At 72.7% G+C, this 15,935-nt stretch carries 14 protein-coding genes; 2 read left to right on the top strand and 12 right to left on the bottom strand.

Annotated features, from left to right (window positions below; translation table 11 throughout):
• Nucleotides 1-35: 35 nt before the first annotated feature.
• Nucleotides 36-2,570 (bottom strand): heavy metal translocating P-type ATPase, encoded by a 2,535-nt coding sequence (locus tag DFH01_RS25420; protein WP_146217143.1) that lies wholly within the window; start codon nucleotides 2,568-2,570, stop codon nucleotides 36-38.
• Between the two features lie 110 nt (nucleotides 2,571-2,680).
• Nucleotides 2,681-3,088 carry a four-helix bundle copper-binding protein gene (locus DFH01_RS25415; protein ID WP_109873334.1) on the bottom strand — a complete coding sequence of 136 codons (408 nt, stop codon included), beginning with the start codon at nucleotides 3,086-3,088 and terminating at the stop codon, nucleotides 2,681-2,683.
• Between the two features lie 204 nt (nucleotides 3,089-3,292).
• Here DFH01_RS25415 and DFH01_RS25410 point away from each other — a divergent pair, with 204 nt between their 5' ends.
• Together DFH01_RS25410 and DFH01_RS25405 are read left to right on the top strand one after the other, a co-directional pair.
• Complete coding sequence (locus DFH01_RS25410; protein ID WP_199231408.1) at nucleotides 3,293-3,499, top strand: heavy-metal-associated domain-containing protein; 207 nt, start codon at nucleotides 3,293-3,295, stop codon at nucleotides 3,497-3,499.
• A 107-nt stretch (nucleotides 3,500-3,606) separates the two neighbouring features.
• Nucleotides 3,607-4,638, top strand: coding sequence for a YncE family protein (locus DFH01_RS25405; RefSeq protein WP_199231407.1), 1,032 nt, complete (start codon nucleotides 3,607-3,609; stop codon nucleotides 4,636-4,638).
• 9 nt (nucleotides 4,639-4,647) lie between these two features.
• Here the strand turns inward: DFH01_RS25405 and DFH01_RS25400 are convergent, their stop codons facing one another.
• The 10 genes from DFH01_RS25400 to DFH01_RS28930 all read right to left on the bottom strand — a co-directional run bounded on the left by DFH01_RS25400 (nucleotide 4,648) and on the right by DFH01_RS28930 (nucleotide 15,891).
• Nucleotides 4,648-5,115 carry a DUF411 domain-containing protein gene (locus DFH01_RS25400; protein ID WP_109873332.1) on the bottom strand — a complete coding sequence of 156 codons (468 nt, stop codon included), beginning with the start codon at nucleotides 5,113-5,115 and terminating at the stop codon, nucleotides 4,648-4,650.
• The gene (locus DFH01_RS25395) at nucleotides 5,112-6,476 is read right to left on the bottom strand and encodes an ATP-binding protein (RefSeq protein WP_233256287.1); all 1,365 of its coding nucleotides are present in this window, start codon (nucleotides 6,474-6,476) and stop codon (nucleotides 5,112-5,114) included. The genes DFH01_RS25400 and DFH01_RS25395 overlap by 4 nt, the downstream gene beginning before the upstream one ends.
• Complete coding sequence (locus DFH01_RS25390) at nucleotides 6,473-7,234, bottom strand: response regulator (protein ID WP_109873331.1); 762 nt, start codon at nucleotides 7,232-7,234, stop codon at nucleotides 6,473-6,475. Before DFH01_RS25390 ends, DFH01_RS25395 begins: the two co-directional genes overlap by 4 nt.
• Before the next feature lie 126 nt (nucleotides 7,235-7,360).
• Nucleotides 7,361-7,756: a hypothetical protein gene (locus tag DFH01_RS25385; protein ID WP_146217142.1), complete on the bottom strand. Its 396-nt coding sequence runs from the start codon at nucleotides 7,754-7,756 to the stop codon at nucleotides 7,361-7,363.
• Nucleotides 7,757-7,775: 19 nt separating this feature from the next.
• Nucleotides 7,776-10,889, bottom strand: coding sequence for an efflux RND transporter permease subunit (locus DFH01_RS25380; protein WP_109873329.1), 3,114 nt, complete (start codon nucleotides 10,887-10,889; stop codon nucleotides 7,776-7,778).
• A gap of 3 nt (nucleotides 10,890-10,892) precedes the next feature.
• Nucleotides 10,893-12,593 carry an efflux RND transporter periplasmic adaptor subunit gene (locus DFH01_RS25375; RefSeq protein WP_109873328.1) on the bottom strand — a complete coding sequence of 567 codons (1,701 nt, stop codon included), beginning with the start codon at nucleotides 12,591-12,593 and terminating at the stop codon, nucleotides 10,893-10,895.
• Nucleotides 12,594-12,595: 2 nt separating this feature from the next.
• Nucleotides 12,596-13,828 (bottom strand): TolC family protein, encoded by a 1,233-nt coding sequence (locus tag DFH01_RS25370; protein WP_158287899.1) that lies wholly within the window; start codon nucleotides 13,826-13,828, stop codon nucleotides 12,596-12,598.
• A gap of 290 nt (nucleotides 13,829-14,118) precedes the next feature.
• Nucleotides 14,119-15,192 (bottom strand): alkene reductase, encoded by a 1,074-nt coding sequence (locus DFH01_RS25365; RefSeq protein WP_109873326.1) that lies wholly within the window; start codon nucleotides 15,190-15,192, stop codon nucleotides 14,119-14,121.
• An 82-nt stretch (nucleotides 15,193-15,274) separates the two neighbouring features.
• Nucleotides 15,275-15,448: a hypothetical protein gene (locus DFH01_RS28345; RefSeq protein WP_158287898.1), complete on the bottom strand. Its 174-nt coding sequence runs from the start codon at nucleotides 15,446-15,448 to the stop codon at nucleotides 15,275-15,277.
• A 74-nt stretch (nucleotides 15,449-15,522) separates the two neighbouring features.
• A complete protein-coding gene (locus DFH01_RS28930) occupies nucleotides 15,523-15,891 on the bottom strand; it encodes a hypothetical protein (RefSeq protein ID WP_233256286.1) in 369 nt (122 codons plus the stop codon).
• Nucleotides 15,892-15,935 lie beyond the last annotated feature (44 nt).

Here is a 15,935-nt window from a genome sequence, read left to right as displayed (position 1 = left end):
GGGCAGGGTCGGGGCCGACAGCCCGCAGGTGGCGTTCAGCCGCGCGATGCGGCCAGCGGCGGCGCGAAGCCGCGCAGGCGGAGCGCGTTGCTCAGCACGAAGACGCTCGAAAGCCCCATCGCGGCCGCCGCCAGGATCGGGGAGAGCAGGATCCCGAAGGCGGGCCAGAGCACGCCCGCCGCGACCGGGATCAGTGCCGCGTTGTAGGCGAAGGCCCAGAACAGGTTCTGCCGGATGTTGCGGATCGTCGCCTGGCTGAGCGCGATCGCATTCGGCACACCGCGCAGGTCGCCGCCCATCAGCACGACGTCCGCGCTCTCGATCGCGATGTCGGTGCCGGTGCCGATGGCCAGGCCGACATCGGCCGCCGCCAGCGCCGGCGCGTCGTTGATGCCGTCGCCGACGAAGGCGACCTTGCGCGTGCCGCCCGCCTTCAGCCGCTCGACCACCGCGACCTTGCCGTCCGGCAGGACCTCGGCCTCGACCTCGTCGATGCCGAGCTGGCGAGCGATCGCCTCGGCGGTGCGCCGGTTGTCGCCGGTCACCATCGCGACCTTGAGGCCGAGCGCGTGCAGCGCGGCGATCGCCGCCGGCGTCGTCTCCCGGATCGGATCGGCGACCGCGATCGCCGCGGCGAGCCTGCCGTCCACGGCCGCGTAGAGCGGCGTCTTGCCCTCGTCGGCCAGCCGGGCCGCCTCCTCGGCGAAGGGGAAGACCTGGATGCCTAGCCGGGCCATGAAGCGGTCGGCGCCGACCGCGATGCGCCGCCCGGCGACCGCCGCCTGCACGCCGTAGCCGGCGACCGCCTCGAAGGCCTCGGGCTCGCCGATCGCAAGGCCGCGTGCCTTCGCTGCCTCCACGATCGCCTCGGCCACCGGGTGCTCGGAGCGCGCCTCGACGGCGGCGACCAGCGCCAGCACCTCGTCCGCGCCGAAGCCCGGTGCGGGGATGAGATCGGTGAGCTCCGGCCGGCCCCTGGTCAGCGTGCCGGTCTTGTCGAGCGCGACCACCTCGGCCTCGCGGAGCGTCTGCAGCGCCTCTCCCTTGCGGAACAGCACGCCCATCTCGGCCGCGCGCCCCGTGCCCACCATGATGGAGGTCGGCGTGGCGAGCCCCATGGCACAGGGGCAGGCGATGATCAGCACGGCGACCGCATTCACCAGCGCGAAGGTCAGTGCCGGGTCGGGGCCGAAGACGAGCCAGATCAGCCCGGTCAGCGCCGCGACGGCCATCACGGCCGGCACGAACCACATGGTCACGCGATCGACCAGCGCCTGGATCGGCAGCTTCGAGCCCTGCGCCGCCTCGACCATCTTCACGATCTGCGCCAGCACCGTGTCGGCGCCGACGGCAGTCGCGCGGAAGCGGAAGGCGCCGGTCTTGTTCACCGTGCCGCCGACGACGCGCGCGCCTTCCGCCTTCGCCACCGGCACCGGCTCGCCGGTCACCATGCTCTCATCCACGTAGGAGTGGCCGTCCAGCACCTCGCCATCCACGGGCACGCGCTCGCCGGGGCGGACCAGCACGGTGTCGCGGGTGCGGACCTCGGCCACGGGCACCTCGATGGCCTCGCCGTCGCGCTCGATCCGTGCGGTGCGGGCCTGCAGTCCCATCAGCCGCTTGATCGCCTCCGATGTGCGGCCCTTGCTGCGCGCCTCGAGCAGTCGGCCGAGCAGGATGAGTGTCACGATGACCGCCGCCGCCTCGAAGTAGACCGCGAGCGCCTGGCTGGGCAGCAGCGAGGGTGCGAAGGTCGCGACGACCGAATAGGCCCAGGCGGCGCCGGTGCCGATCGCCACCAGGGAGTTCATGTCGGGCGCGCCACGCAGCAGGTTCGGCCAACCCTTGCGGTGGAAGCGCAGGCCAGGGCCGAACAGCACGACGGTGGCCAGCGCGAACTGGAGATACCAGGAGCCCTGCATGCCGATGGTGCCGGCGACCCAGTGATGCACCGCCGGCACCAGGTGCCCGACCATCTCCAGCAGGAAGAGCGGCAGCGTGAGCGCGGCCGCGAGCAGCGTGGCGCGCGCGAGCGAGCGGAGTTCCCTGGCGCGTGCCTCGCGTTCGCGATCCTCGCGCGCGCCGGCGGCCTCCAGGGCGATGGGGCTGGCCTCGTAGCCCGCCTTGCTCACCGCCGCCTGGAGCGCGCCGACCGTCACCACGCCGGTAAGGTGCCGCACGGTCGCCCGCTCGGTGGCGAGGTTGACGGAGGCGTCAACGACCCCCGGCACGCCGCGCAGCGCACGCTCGACGCGCCCGACGCAGGAGGCGCAGGTCATACCCTTGATCGCGAGTTCGGTCGTCTCCTCCGGCACCGCGTAGCCGGCGCGCGCGACCGCGCCGACCGCGGCGCCGACATCAGGCGCCCCGGCGAAGCGGACCTCGGCACGCTCGGTCGCGAGGTTGACCGTCGCGGCCTGCACGCTGGGCACGGCGGCCAGCGCGCGTTCGACACGGCCGACGCAGGACGCGCAGGTCATGCCCTCGATGGGGAAGGAAACGGCGGTGACGCCCGCCGTTCCGGGGAGCGGCCCGCCGGAATGGGCCGCGAAGTTCGTGTCCGGAGCCATGTGTCCCTCCTGGGATCTGAGTGGTCGGACGCGACCGTCATGTCTCCCAAGTTGGGAGGGTCAAGCGCATCCGACCGACCCCGACGCCGATCACGCTTTCGTGATAGCGCTCAGTGCCGCGCCATGCTCCGCATCGCCTCGGCGCAGGCCTGCTGGCAGCGGCGGCACGCCTCGGTGCAGACCCGGCAGTGCGCGTGCATCTTCGCGTGCTTCTCGCACTCGTCGCCGCAGAGCCGGCAGGCCGTCTCGCAGGCCGCCAGCATTTGGCGGATGACCTCCTCGTTCGACCCGGTCCGGCGCGATGCGACGGTGCCCGTAGCAGCACAGACATCGGCGCAGTCGAGGTCGAGGCGGATGCACTGGGCGAGCTGCTTCACCATGTCCTCGCCGAGGCAGGCATCGGCGCAGGAGGTGCAGACCTGCGCGCAATCGTAGCATTCCTCGATGCACCGGATCAGCGCGTCGTTCGGGTTGCCGCGGACATGCGGATGGGTGCTGATCATCTGCTGGACGTGCATGGGGCCTCCTTGTCGTGTCGCTGGTGCGATCGGTGGCGCGTGATGCGATGAAGTCGCTGCCGATCGCCCCTTTCCGAACACGGGGGCGACCGCGGCGGTTTGGTCCCGCTTTGCGACAAAAGATGTCATCCCTGGCCGGCTCTTGACCCTGCCAGGATAGCAAGCCCCACCTGTCTTCCCGGACATCAGCCAGAGGAGACCACGATGATCCGGTTCCGCATCGCGAACATGACCTGCGGCGGCTGCGCCAAGGGCGTCACCGCCACGTTGAAGGAGATCGACCCGGCCGCCGAGCTGCGCTTCGACCTCGAACGCCGCGAAGTCGCGGTGGAGAAGGCCGCTGCCGATCCCGCCATTCTCGAGACGGCGCTCACCTCGGCGGGCTGGAAGACCGAGCGCCTCGCCGACTGAGGCACGGGGAGGCTTCGTCGGACGCGCTGCAATGGTTTGTCGCGCGCCCGGCACGCCAGCGACATCCTGGCGGCGCAGGGTCGCTGCGCCGCCAAGGAGCAGCTTCGATGACACACAGGCTATCGCGCCGCCAGATGATCCCGCTGCTCGCCGGCGGGGCGCTCGCCCTGGGCCTGCCGCCGGCTCATGCCGCCGCGGCCTGTGGTGGGACGGTCTTCACCGCGGATGAGGGCGCGCCCGGCATCACCGCCATCGACCTCGCCACGGGCCGCACGAGCACCACCCGCCTGTCCGTTGCGCCCCACAACGTCGAAGCCGCCGGCGGGGGACGATGGCTGCTGGCGGTCGGCAATGCGCCGACAGCCCACGGTGCCGGTCACGGCCCCTCTGCCGCGCTGCTCGTGGTCCTGGAACCGGTGCCCGGCGCCGCGCCGCGCCTCGTCGCGGAGGTGCCGGTCGGGCGGCACCCCGCGCATGTGGTTGCCGACAGCACCGCAACGCGCGCCTTCGTCACGGATTCAGAGGCCGATGCCCTGCAGGTCGTCGACCTCGAGCGCCGCCGCGTGTCCGCGACCGTGCAGCTGGGCGACTACCCGCACGGCCTGCGCCTCTCCCCGGACGGGCGCGAGGCCTGGGTCGCGAACGTCCGCGACGGCACGGTGTCGGTCGTGGACGTCTTGCAGTCGAAGGAGGTCGCGAGGATCCAGGTCGGGCCCTCGCCGGTCCAGGTCGCCTTCCTGCCCGACGGATCGCGCGCCTATGTCTCGCTGCGCGGCGCCGACGCGGTGGCGGAGATCGAGGTGGCCACGCAGCGCGTAATGCGCCGTATCCCGGTCGGTCGAGGGCCGGTGCAGGTCTTCGCGACACCGGATGGCAGGCTGGTCTACGTCGCCAATGAGGGAACGCGGGCGGCGCCGGGCACGGGCGTGTCGGTGGTGGACGTCGCGGCGGGGGCGGTCATCGCGACGACGGAGACCGGCCGTGGCGCACATGGGGTCGCGATCTGCGCCGACGGCAGCCGTGCCTTCGTGACCAATATCTACGACAGCACGGTCGCGGAGATCGACGTAGCGGCCCAGCGTGTCACCCGGCGCTTCCGCACAGGGCGAACACCTAACGGCATCACCTGGATCGGGTGAGGCCGAGGATCAGACCGGCTCGCCGCCCCGGAAGCGCATGAAGGTCCGGTGCGGCCCCTCGCCGAATGCCACCAAGTCATAAGTGTCCGGTGCCCGGCCAGGCACTTCCATGCCCGGTGAGCCGAGCGGCATCTCAGGCACGGCGAGGCCGCGGATGCCGGCCGGCCGCTCCGCAAGCAGTCGCTTCACCGCGAGAGCCGGCACATGCCCCTCCAGCACGAAGCCGCCGACGAGGCCGGCGTGGCAGGACAGCAGGTCGGCCGGCGTGCCCAGCATCCGTCGCGCCGCCGCCACCGAGCGCACGACGTTGTCCTCCACCGCGAAGCCGGCGGCGCGCATGTGCTCGACCCAGCCCCCGCAGCAGCCGCATCCGGCATCGCGCCAGACCTGCAGCTTCGGCAGTGGCTCGGCACGCACGACGCGCGGCGCCGCCAGTCCGGCCAGACCCACCGTGAGCAGACCGCGACGTGCGATCATGCCTGCCTCCTCTCATGTTCCGACGATCTGGGGAGCCGGACCGTCGCCACCAGCCCGCCGCCGAGCCGGTTGGCCAGCACGACCGTCCCGCCATGCGACTCCACCGCGCGGCGGGCGATGGTGAGCCCGAGCCCGCTGCCCCCGGTGCCCCGGTTGCGCGACTGCTCGAGACGGCGGAACGGCTCGAACACGGCGTCCATCTCCGCCTCGGGGATGCCAGGCCCGTCATCCTCGATGGCGACGACCGCCTCGCTGTCCCGGTCCTCGAGCGCGACCCGCGCCGCACCGCCATACTTCACCGCGTTGTCGATCAGGTTCGCGAAGGCCCGCTTCAGCAGCACGGGGCTGCAGACCAGCCGCGCCTGCGGCGGCCCCTGGAACGAGACGGCGGCGCCCGCGTCGACGGCGGCGTCGCACAGCGTCTCCAGCATGGCCACGAGGTCCGCGGGCCGCCGCTTCTCGCTTTCGGTCTCGCCGCGCAGATAGGCCAGCGTCGAGGATATCATCGCCTCCATCTCGTCGAGGTCGGCGTCGATCGCCCGCGCGGCCTCGGTGTCCTCGAGAAAGCCGGCCCGCAGCCGCAGCCGCGCGATCGGCGTCCGCAGATCGTGGCTGACGGCCGCGAGCGCCTGGGTGCGGTCGGCGATCAGCGTGTCGATCCTCGCCTGCATGCGGTTGAAGGCCTGCGCCGCGTGCCTGATCTCCCGCGGGCCGACCTCGGCGACCGGCGCCGACGGGCCGGAGCCGCCGATGCGGTCCGCGGCCTCGGATAGCGCGCGCAGCGGCCGCCCGATCAGCCGGACGACGACGAGGCCGAGGAGCAGGATGCCGACGCCCATCGCCGTGGTGGAGGCGAGCGTCGCGTGCTCCGGCGCGGTGGAACGGAACAGCGCGGCGGAGAAGTTCAGCCAGCTCCCGTCCGGAAGTGGAATCGCGCCGAGCAGCTGGTGCCGCGCGGGGTCGTGGCCAGGGGTGCCCTCCTCGGCGTAACCCAGCCGGAGGTCGGCCACGTCAAGATCCGGGACCAGTTCGACAAGCCGTGCCCTGAGCGCCTCGATGCGCGGGCTCGTCTCGTCCACCAGCCGGACCGTCGGTTGCGGCGTCCAATGGATGTCGAGGCTCGCGGAGGAGAGCGCGTGGGCCGTGCGGTCCCGCTCGGCCTGCGGCAGCTCGGCGACCGCGCGCTTCGCGCCGGCCAGCTGCTCGGCCAGCTGCGCCTCGCGCGTGCTGCCCAGCAGCGCGTCCGTGCCGACCTGGTGCAGCCAGAGGCTTCCCAGGTGAAACGCCATCAGGCCGACAAGCAGCACGAGCATGATGCGCCCGCCGAGCGTGTCGGGCAGCAGGCGCCGCAGGCGGCTCACGATCCGCGCCGCACCGCCGGCACGAGCATGTAGCCGGCCCCGCGGATGGTCTTGATGACCGCCGGGCTGTCCTCCGTCGGCTCGAGCTTGCGGCGCAGGCGGCTGACCATCACGTCCACCGATCGCTCGGTGCCGTTGTAGGCCATGCGGTTGCGCGCGAGGTCCAGCAGCTGGTCGCGGCTCAGCACCCGCTGGGGATGCTCGCAGAACGCCAGCAGGAGGTCGTACTCGCCACCCGAGAGATCCACCACGGTGCCGTCCGGAGCGGCCAGCTCCCTCCGCCGCGTGTCGAGCGTCCAGCCTCCGAAGGTGATGCTCTCCCCGGCCGAGCCGGCGACAGGTTCCCCGGCCGCGCCCCGCGAGCGACGCAGTAGGGCGCGGACGCGGGCGAGAAGCTCGGCCGGGCCGAACGGCTTCGGGATGTAGTCGTCGGCGCCGAGCTCGAGCCCGAGCACGCGGTCCGTCTCGCCGCCACGCGCCGTGACCATGATGATCGGCACGCCGGACTTCGCGCGCAGCGCACGGCAGAGGTCGAGCCCGGACTGCCCCGGCAGCATCACGTCGAGCAGCACGAGGTCCACCTGCGCGTTGCCCAGCGTCTCCCACATCTCGCGCCCGTCGCGCGCACCCGTGACCCGGAAGCCGCTCTGACGCAGCAGCTTCACGATGAGGGCGCGCATCTCGCCGTCGTCCTCCACGACAAGGATGTGCGCCTCGGGGTCGAGCGGGGGCGTGGTGCCGCGTGCGGGGTCCATCATGCAACCGTGGTCAGGTCGGGCGACGCCCGGCACGCTGGCCGGATCGCGCCGCATGTCGGACCATACGCCGCCGCGCGCCCGGACGTCAGCCGGGCGGTCCGCACAGGCAGCATCCGCTCCGCCGCCTCAGTCCTGATCCATCGGCGTGAAGCGTGCCTGGACGGGGCGCTGGTTCGGCAGCGTCAAGGTGACGACGGCCCGCATGCCGCGCGCCGCGGTGAAGTCGCCGCTACCCGCCAGGACGTTGGCGCCCGCCGGCGTGAGCGCCACGGTCGCCTGCCGGCCGCCGGCGAGCACCACGGCCTGGGCGCTGGCGCCGGCCGCGGGGAGCGGGCGGTCGGCTCCGTCGAACAGGAACAGCCGCAGCGTGCCGCCCTGCGCGACCAGCTCGCCGTGGTTCTGGCCGATATCCACCTTCTGCCCGCCGTTCGGCCCGCGGCGCGGCTCGTGCGCGCCGGCCACTCCGGGGGTCAGCGCCAGGGCAGCCAGCCCGATGCCGAGGGTGCGACGTGTCGTCATCATGCTGCGCTCCGTCATGGGGTCAGTAGGCCTCGGCCACCGTCAGCTCGCCCTGGCGCGCGCGCAGGCGCTCGAGCGCCGGTCGGCCGAAGCGGTGGAAGAGAAGCGGCGTGAGGAAGGTGTCGAGCAGGGTCGCCGTGATCAGGCCGCCGAAGATGGTGATGGCGACCGGGTGCAGGATCTCCTTGCCCGGCTCGCTGGCGCCGATCATCAGCGGGATCAGCGCGAAGCCTGCCGAGAGCGCGGTCATCAGCACCGGCGTCAGCCGCTCCAGGCTGCCGCGGATGACGAGCGCGAGCCCCCACCGCTCGCCCTCCAACAGCGCGAGGTTCAGATAGTGGCTGACCTTGAGGATGCCGTTGCGCGTCGCGATGCCGGCGAGCGTGATGAACCCGATCATCGAGGCGACCGAGAGGGGCTGCCCGGCGATCCACAGTGCCGCGATCGCGCCCACCAGCGCCAGCGGCACGTTGCCCATGATGATCAGCGCCAGGACCGCGGAGCGGTAGCGGCCGTAGAGCACAACGAAGATCATCGAGAGCGAGACGAGCGAGAGCAGCGCGATGAGCTGCGACGCCTCCTCCTGCGCCTGGAAGGTGCCTTCGAGGGCGAAGAAATACCCTGATGGGAGTTGCGCGGCCGCCATCTCGGCGCGGATGCGCGCGACGATGCCGGCCATGTCGGAGCCGTCGGTGTTGGCCAGCACCACGATCCGGCGCCGCCCGTTCTCGCGCAGGATCTGGTTGGGACCGTCGGTGTCGCGGATCTCGGCCAGCAGCGAAAGCGGGACACGGCCGCCAGGCGTCTCGATCATCACCGCGGAGAGGCCGGCCCCGGTGCGGTCGGCGTCGGCGAGGCGCAGCACGATGTCGAAGCGGCGCGAACGGTCCACCACCTCGCTCACCACCTGCCCGCCGGAGAGCGACTGGAGGGCTTCCGCGACGGCGGTCGCCGAAACGCCATAGAGCGCGGCGCGCTCGTGATTGACCGCGACCTGCAACTGCGGCACCCGCACCTGCCGCTCGACCTGCAGGTCGCGCAGCCCGGGCACGGCAGCAAGGCGCTGCTGCATGGTGTCGGCGAGGACCCGCAGCGTGTCGAGGTCATCGCCGTAGATCTTGAGCGCGATCTCGGCTCGCACGCCCGAGAGCATGTGGTCGAGGCGATGGCCGATGGGCTGGCCGACATTGGCGTTGCCGGGCAGCACGCCGAGCCGCGCGCGGATGTCCGCGGCGATCGCCTGCTTGCCCCGCTCCGAGGGATGCAGCGAGACGTCGATCTCGGAGGAATGGACGCCTTCCGCATGCTCGTCGAGCTCGGCCCGGCCCGTGCGGCGCCCGACGGTGCGCACCTCCGGCACCTGCATGATCAGCCGCTCCGCCTCGCGGCCCAGCCGGTCGGCCTCGGCCAGGCTGATGCCGGGCTGGAACTGCAGGCTGATGGTCAGCGTGCCCTCGTTGAAGGGCGGCAGGAAGGAACGCGGCAGTAAGGGGACGGTGGCGATCGCGCCGGCGACGCCGAGCCCGGCCGCCAGGTAGACCAGCCGCGCGCGCGCGAAGGCCCAGAGCAGCGCGCGCTCGTTCCAGCGCTTCAGCACCCGCACCAGCCAGCTGTCGCCGTGCTCCATTCGCTTCATGCGCGGCAGGAGGTAGTAGCAGAGCACCGGCGTCACGGTGATGGAGACGATGAGCGAGGCGAGGATGGAGACGATGTAGGCCACGCCGAGCGGCGCGAAGAGCCGGCCCTCGATGCCGGACAACGCGAAGAGCGGCACGAAGACGAGGATGACGATCATCGTCGCGTAGACGATGCCGGAGCGGACCTCCTGGCTCGCCCGCGCGATCACGGTCAGAGCGGGCAGCGGGTGCGGCGCCTGCCGGTTCTCGCGCAGCCGCCGGAACACGTTCTCCACGTCCACCACGGCGTCGTCCACCAGCTCGCCGATGGCGATGGCGAGGCCGCCGAGCGTCATCGTGTTGATGGACAGCCCGAGCAGGTGGAAGACGACGACCGTGATCAGCACGGAGAGCGGGATGGCGGTCAGCGAGATGAAGGTGGTGCGCCCGTTCAGCAGGAAGATGAACAGGACCACCGCGACGACCGCCACCGCCTCCAGCAGCACCTTCTGCACGTTGCCGATCGAGGCCTGGATGAAGTCGGCCTGACGGAACTGCACCTTGTCCGCGACCACGCCGGGCGGCATGGCGCGCTGCAGGTCGCGCAGCGCCGCCTCGACCTGCTGGGTCAGCCGCACCGTATCGGCCGAGGGCTGCTTCTGGATGGAGAGGATCACCGCCGGCCGCCCCATGCTGCCGGCCTCGCCCCGCTTCAGGCGGGCCGCGAAGTCCACGGTCGCGACCTGGTGCAGCAGGATCGGCTGGCCAGCGCGAAAGGCGACGGGCGTGCCGGCAAGGTCCTGCAGGCGCGCGGTGCGGCCGATATTGCGGATCAGGTATTCCCGCCCGGCCTGGTCCACGTAGCCGCCGCCGGTGTTGGCGCCGAACTGGCGCAGCGCCGCGACCAGCTGCTCATGCGTGACGTCGAGCGCGTTCATGCGCGCGACGTCAGGCGTGACCCGGTACTGGCGCACCTCGCCGCCGATCGGGATGACCTGCGAAACCCCGGGGATCGTCAGCAGCTGCGGCCGCACCACCCAGTCCGCCAGCTCGCGCAGCTCCATCGGGCTGGCGCGTCCGTCAGTGGACATCGCCACCAGCATGATCTCGCCCATGATAGAGGAGACGGGCGCCATTTGCGGCAGGACGTTGGGCGGCAGCTGGGCGCGAACCAGGGACAGCCGCTCGCTCACCTGCTGGCGGTTGATCCAGATGTCGGTGCCCCAGTCGAACTCGACGAAGACGATGGAGAGGCCGACGCCGGAGACGGACCGCACGCGCGTCACGCCCGGCATGCCGTTCATGGCCGTCTCGAGCGGGAAGGAGACGAGCAGCTCCACCTCCTCCGGCGCCAGCCCCTCCGCTTCCGTCATCAGGGTGACGACGGGCTTGTTGAGGTCCGGGAAGACGTCCACCGGCAGGCGCTGCAGCGTCATCGCGCCGTAGATGACGAGCACCAGCGCAGCCGCGAGCACGAAGAGCCGGTTCCGCAGGCTCGCGGTGACGAGCAGGTTGAACATCGCTCAGCGGACCTGGGCGATCAGGCCGGCCGCTTGCGTCACGACGCGCGCGCCGCGATCGAGACCGGCGGTCACGAGCACCGTCCTGCCATCGAGCGGCTGCACGCGCACCGGGCGCGGCACGAAGCGCTCGGCGCCCGGCATCTCGAACACGATCTGGCTGCCTTCGGGGCTGCGCACCACCGCCTCGGACGGCAGCACGATTCCGCCCGCGCGCCGCGGCGTCTGCACCGTCACGGTCACGGGGGTGCCGACGGACAGGCCCGGGGGCACCTGCTCGATGCGGAACTGCAGGGGCACGGCCTGCTGCCTCAGCGCGAGGCCACGGCCGATGAAGGAGAGGGCCAACGGCTGGCCGCCGGTGGTGACGGCGGAGGCGCCGGCGATCTCGGCGACCAGCGCGGCGTCGAAGGCGACCGCCTCGATCCAGAGCCGGGCGGGATCCACGACCTCGAAGAGCGGCTCACGGGCGTCCACGATCTGCCCGGCGACCGCGTTCACCACGCTCAACACGCCGGAGGCCGAGGCGCGCACGGCCTCCCGGCCGTTCAGCCCGGATTCCACCGCCGCGCGGCGCTGGCGCAACCCGTCCAGCTCGGCCCTGGCCTCGCTGATCTCCCGGGCGGAGACGCTGCCGGCCAACCCCGACAGGCGCTGCACGCGCGCCTGCGCGATGGCGATCTGCGCGTCGAGCTCGGCGAGGCTCGCCTGCACGCCGCTGCGCTCCTGCGCGGCGAGGACGGGGATGATCCAGGCCAGCACCTGGCCGCGCTCGACGCGGGAGCCCAGCGTCGGGAAGCCGCCCTCCGGCGGCTCGATGCGGCCGGCCTGCGGGGACTGGACGCGCCCGGAGGCATTGGGATCGGCGATGACCTGACCGACGATCTGCACCGCCACCGGCGCTTCGGCGCGTTCCGCCATGACTGTGCGGACGCCCAGCAGGCGCTGGGTCGGCTTCGGCACGAAGACGCTTCCGTCGGGCTGGCGGCGCGGCGCGTCCATCGGCTGCGCGGAGGCCGCCGTCGGCAGCAGTAGGCCCACCAGGAGCAGCGCCGGGACCAGGGCGGCGGCGCGCTTCGGCAGCGGCGTCGGACCGTGCTTCGCCGCAGCAGGCGCCGGTGCCGGTTCCTCCTCGACCAGCGCCGGCAGGCGGCGCGGCGAGGCAAGCCGGCCGAGCAGGAGGCCGAGCAGCAGCGACACGCCCGCGAAGCCCCAGACCAGCGGGTTGCGCAGAAGGGCCGCGGCATCCTCGGCGATGCCGTGCGGCGCCGCGACGCCAGCCGCCACGGCCGGCACCTCGAGCGTCGCGGGCAGGAGGTCCATCTCCTCGCCGGCCGTGATCGTGAAGAGGAGGTTTCGGGGACCGGGCGTGGCGAACGCCGGGGGGGACGCGACATAAACCGCCTCGCCGGCACGCTCGACGGCGACCTCTTGCCCGTCGACGCTCATGGCGAGCGTCGCACCATCGATCGGCTCGTTCGAGGCGTGGCGGTCCAGATAGATCCACAGCCGCGCGTCGGTCCCGAGCACGGCGACCAGCTCGAAGAGGTCCGAATGCGCCTCCGCGCGTGGGGCCGCGGCTGCCGGCGGCGGCGGCTCGTCGCCATGCGAATGGCCCTCATGAGCCAGGGCTTGGCGGAACAGCAGCAGGGCACCGAGGAGCAGCCCGACGTAGGTTAGGGCACGGAGCGAACGTGACGTCATCTCTATCGCGGCTCCACTCCGAGCGCCTGGTTGTATCGGGACGCGGCCTGCCGCAGCGCGACCTGGCTGCGCCGGCGGTCCGCATCCGCGGCCGCGAGCGCGGCGCGGATCCGGAGCGTCTCCGCAAGGCCGGTCTGGCCGGCGCGATAGGCCGCCTCGGACAGGCCGGCCGCTTCGGTGAGGGAGCGGTGTCTCTCGTCTGCGAGGCGGACCGCGGCCCTGGCATCCGCGAGCGCGGTGCGGGCCCGCTGCTGCTCCGCCGCGATCAGCCGCTGCGCGGTCGCCGTCTCGGCCGCCGCCGTGGTCAACTCCGTCTGGGCGGCGGCGCGCCGTTCGGCGTTGCGCGGCTCATGCGCGAAGGGGATGCGGACACGCACGCCTAGCCGGCTGTCCCAGCCCGCGCCACGCTCGTCCTGCTCTTGGCGCCCGAAGATGGACACCTCGGGGTTGTCGCGGTCCTCGACCGTCGCCACGCGCAGCGATGCCCGGCCGACATCCTGGCCGAGCCGTGCGGCGGCCAAGCGGGGGTGCTCGGCGGCCAGGGCCGCGCCCTCGCGCGCCGCCTCCTCCCAGCCGGGGCGCGGGTCTCGGCCGGTCAGCGCATGGAACGCGAGGCGCGCCTCGCGGACCGCGATCTCCGCTTCGCGCAGACCGGCCTCCGCCTCGCGCGCGTCGGCGGAGGCCAGCAGCTCGTCGGCGCGGGCGACCTGCCCGCCCCGTGCCTGCCGCGCGACGTCCCGTGCCAAGGCCGATGCGCTCGCGGCACGCGCCCTGGCGGCGGTGAGCGCGGCCTCGGCGGTCGCCCAGGTCCAGTAGGCGTCGCGCACCTCGCCGGCGAGTGTGAGGCGCTGGAGGGCGATCCTCGCCGCCAGCCGCTGCGCTTCCGCCCCGGCCAGGTCGCGCTGCGCACGCGACTGGCCGGGCAGCCAGACCGGCACGCCGAGCTCGACCTCCGCCTCGCGGAACCCCCGGTTCTGCGTGAGGCGATCTGAGGTGTAGCCGAAGGCGATGCTCGGCGCGCCCGGGGTCAGGGCATTGGCGCCGCGCAGCCGCGCGTCGATCTCCGCCCGGCGCCCTTCCAGCGCCTGGATCTCGGCGTTCAGGCTTGCCGCCGCATCGAAGGCCTCACGCAGGGGCGAGGCAAGCGCCGGCGCCACCGCCAGCGCCAGAGCGGCGCCCATCAGCCATCGAGCAAGCACATAGACCCCCGGCCCGGTTTCCCCGGTCGGGAACATGCTGGGCATTCACGTCACCCGGGTTGCGCAAGTATGACAAAAGATTGCACGCGCCAGGTGGACGACGCATCGACACCTCCAGTGCCCGTCCCGCGCCGGCCGGAGTCGCCGAGCCTGTCGCCGGTCAGCAAGAGCATCGCCTCGATCAGCGCCTGCTGTCAGCAACACGAAGCGCGTTGAGGCGAGGAAACACAGGGCGTCGGCAGCAGGCTTCGGGCTCAGGGCACTTTCGGTGCTGGGCACGACGAAGCGGCGCTGGAGCGCACATGGCGCCGCTCCGCCCACGCACATCACGCTGCCAAAACCGGATCCAGCAGCGGATAGTCCACATAGCCCCTTGCATCGCCGCCGTAGAAGGTCCCGCGGTCGGCCGCGGCCAGCGGCGCGCCGCTCCGCAGCCGCACCGGCAGGTCGGGGTTGGAGATGAAGGGTGTGCCGAAGGAGACCAGCGCAGCGCGGCCGGCGGCGATGTCCGCCTCCGCGCGGGCGCCGTCGTAGCCGCCGTTCAGCATCACGGCGCCGCGGTAGTGCTGCGCGACCAGCGCCGGCACGTCGAAGCCGGGACGCGCGTCCACCACATGCAGCCAGGCGAGTTCGCGCCGGTCGAGCGCCGAGATCACATGCGCATAGGTCGCCTCGGCCTCCGGATCGGCGATGTCGTTGAAGCCGCTCCCTGGGCTGAGGCGCACACCGACGCGCCCGGCGCCGATCTCGGCGATCGCGGCGTCGGTGGCGGCTAGCAGGAAGCGCGCGCGCTTCTCGACGCTGCCGCCCCAGGCGTCGCGCCGCAGATTGGCGTTCGGCGCCAGGAACTGGTTGGGCAGATAGCCATTCGCGCCGTGGATCTCCACGGCGTCGAAGCCGGCCTCGCGCGCCAGCCGCGCCGCGCGGGCATAGGTCGCGATCACGCCCGGGATCTCCGCGGCGTCGAGCGCGCGGGGCACCGGATGCGGCTTCGGCCCGGTCCATGTGTGGATCGCCCCGGCCGCCGCGACGGCGGACGGCGCGACCGGCGTCGCGCCCTCGAGGAAGTCGGGATGCGAGATGCGCCCGACATGCATCAGCTGCACGGCGATCAGCCCGCCGCGCGCGTGGACGGCATCCGTCACCTGCCGCCAGGCGGCGACCTGCGCGGCATCGTAGAGGCCGGGGATGTCGATGTAGCCCCGCCCCATCGCGTCCGGCGCGGTGCCTTCCGTGATGATCAGCGCCGCGGCGGCGCGCTGCGCGTAGTAGGTCGCGTTGAGCGCGTTCGCCAGGTTGCCGGGCGAGCGGTTGCGCGTCATCGGCGCCATGACGACGCGGTGCGGCAAGTCGAGCGCGCCGAGGCGGAGCGGCGTGAACAGTCCGGCTTGGGTGGGCATGGGTCTCTCCTTGGGGTTGGGCGGTGGTGGTGGTTGTGTCAGGCGCCGAGGTGGGCCGGCGCGCAGGCCGTGCCGGCAGAGATCAGCGCGGTGAGGCGCGTGGCCCGGCTGCCGAGGAAGGCCGCCAGCCGCACGGCGAAGTCGGGCGCCAGCGCGCGACGCGCGGCAGCCGGTCGAAGCTGTCCTCGCCGATGGCGGGGTCGATCAGGTCGACGCAGCGGAAGGCCGTGAAGCGCACCAGTTCGAGGCGGGCCATCGGACGTTGTCCTTGGGAACGGGGAGGAGGGCGCCGGGGCGCGGCGACCGCAGCAGGGTCGCCGCGCCTCAGGCTCAGCCGCGCGAGGCGATGTGCTGGAACAGCAGCCCGAGGCTGGTCGTCGCGGTGTCAGCCGGGACCCAGACGGTGCTGACGTTCTCGCCGCTGCCAACAGCCACCGGCACCTGGCCGGCGGGCGGGAGCTGGACGAAGGACGGATCGAGGTGGTGGATCTCGATGCTATCGCCGGAGCCGCTGACATGCACCGCGCCGCCGCCGACGATATTGCCGCGCGGGCCGGGGCCGTACTCGATCTCGACATTCTCGCCGCTGCCGATGGTGCGCGGCCAGGCCGGGCCGTCCGTGGCAAGAGCGGGCGCGGTGAGCGTGGCGCCAAGCAGCAGGGCCGCCGCGCGCAGCGCGGCCCGGGAGAGAGTGGACATGAGGGATTCCTTTCGCAGTCCGCCGCTGCGGTCGCCGCCGGGAT

Source organism: Falsiroseomonas bella, from assembly GCF_003173615.1.
In the GTDB taxonomy this organism is placed as follows: Bacteria; Pseudomonadota; Alphaproteobacteria; order Acetobacterales; family Acetobacteraceae; genus Falsiroseomonas; species Falsiroseomonas bella.
Note: the sequence above shows the minus strand (reverse complement) of the source record. Positions and strands in the feature narration are given on the sequence as shown.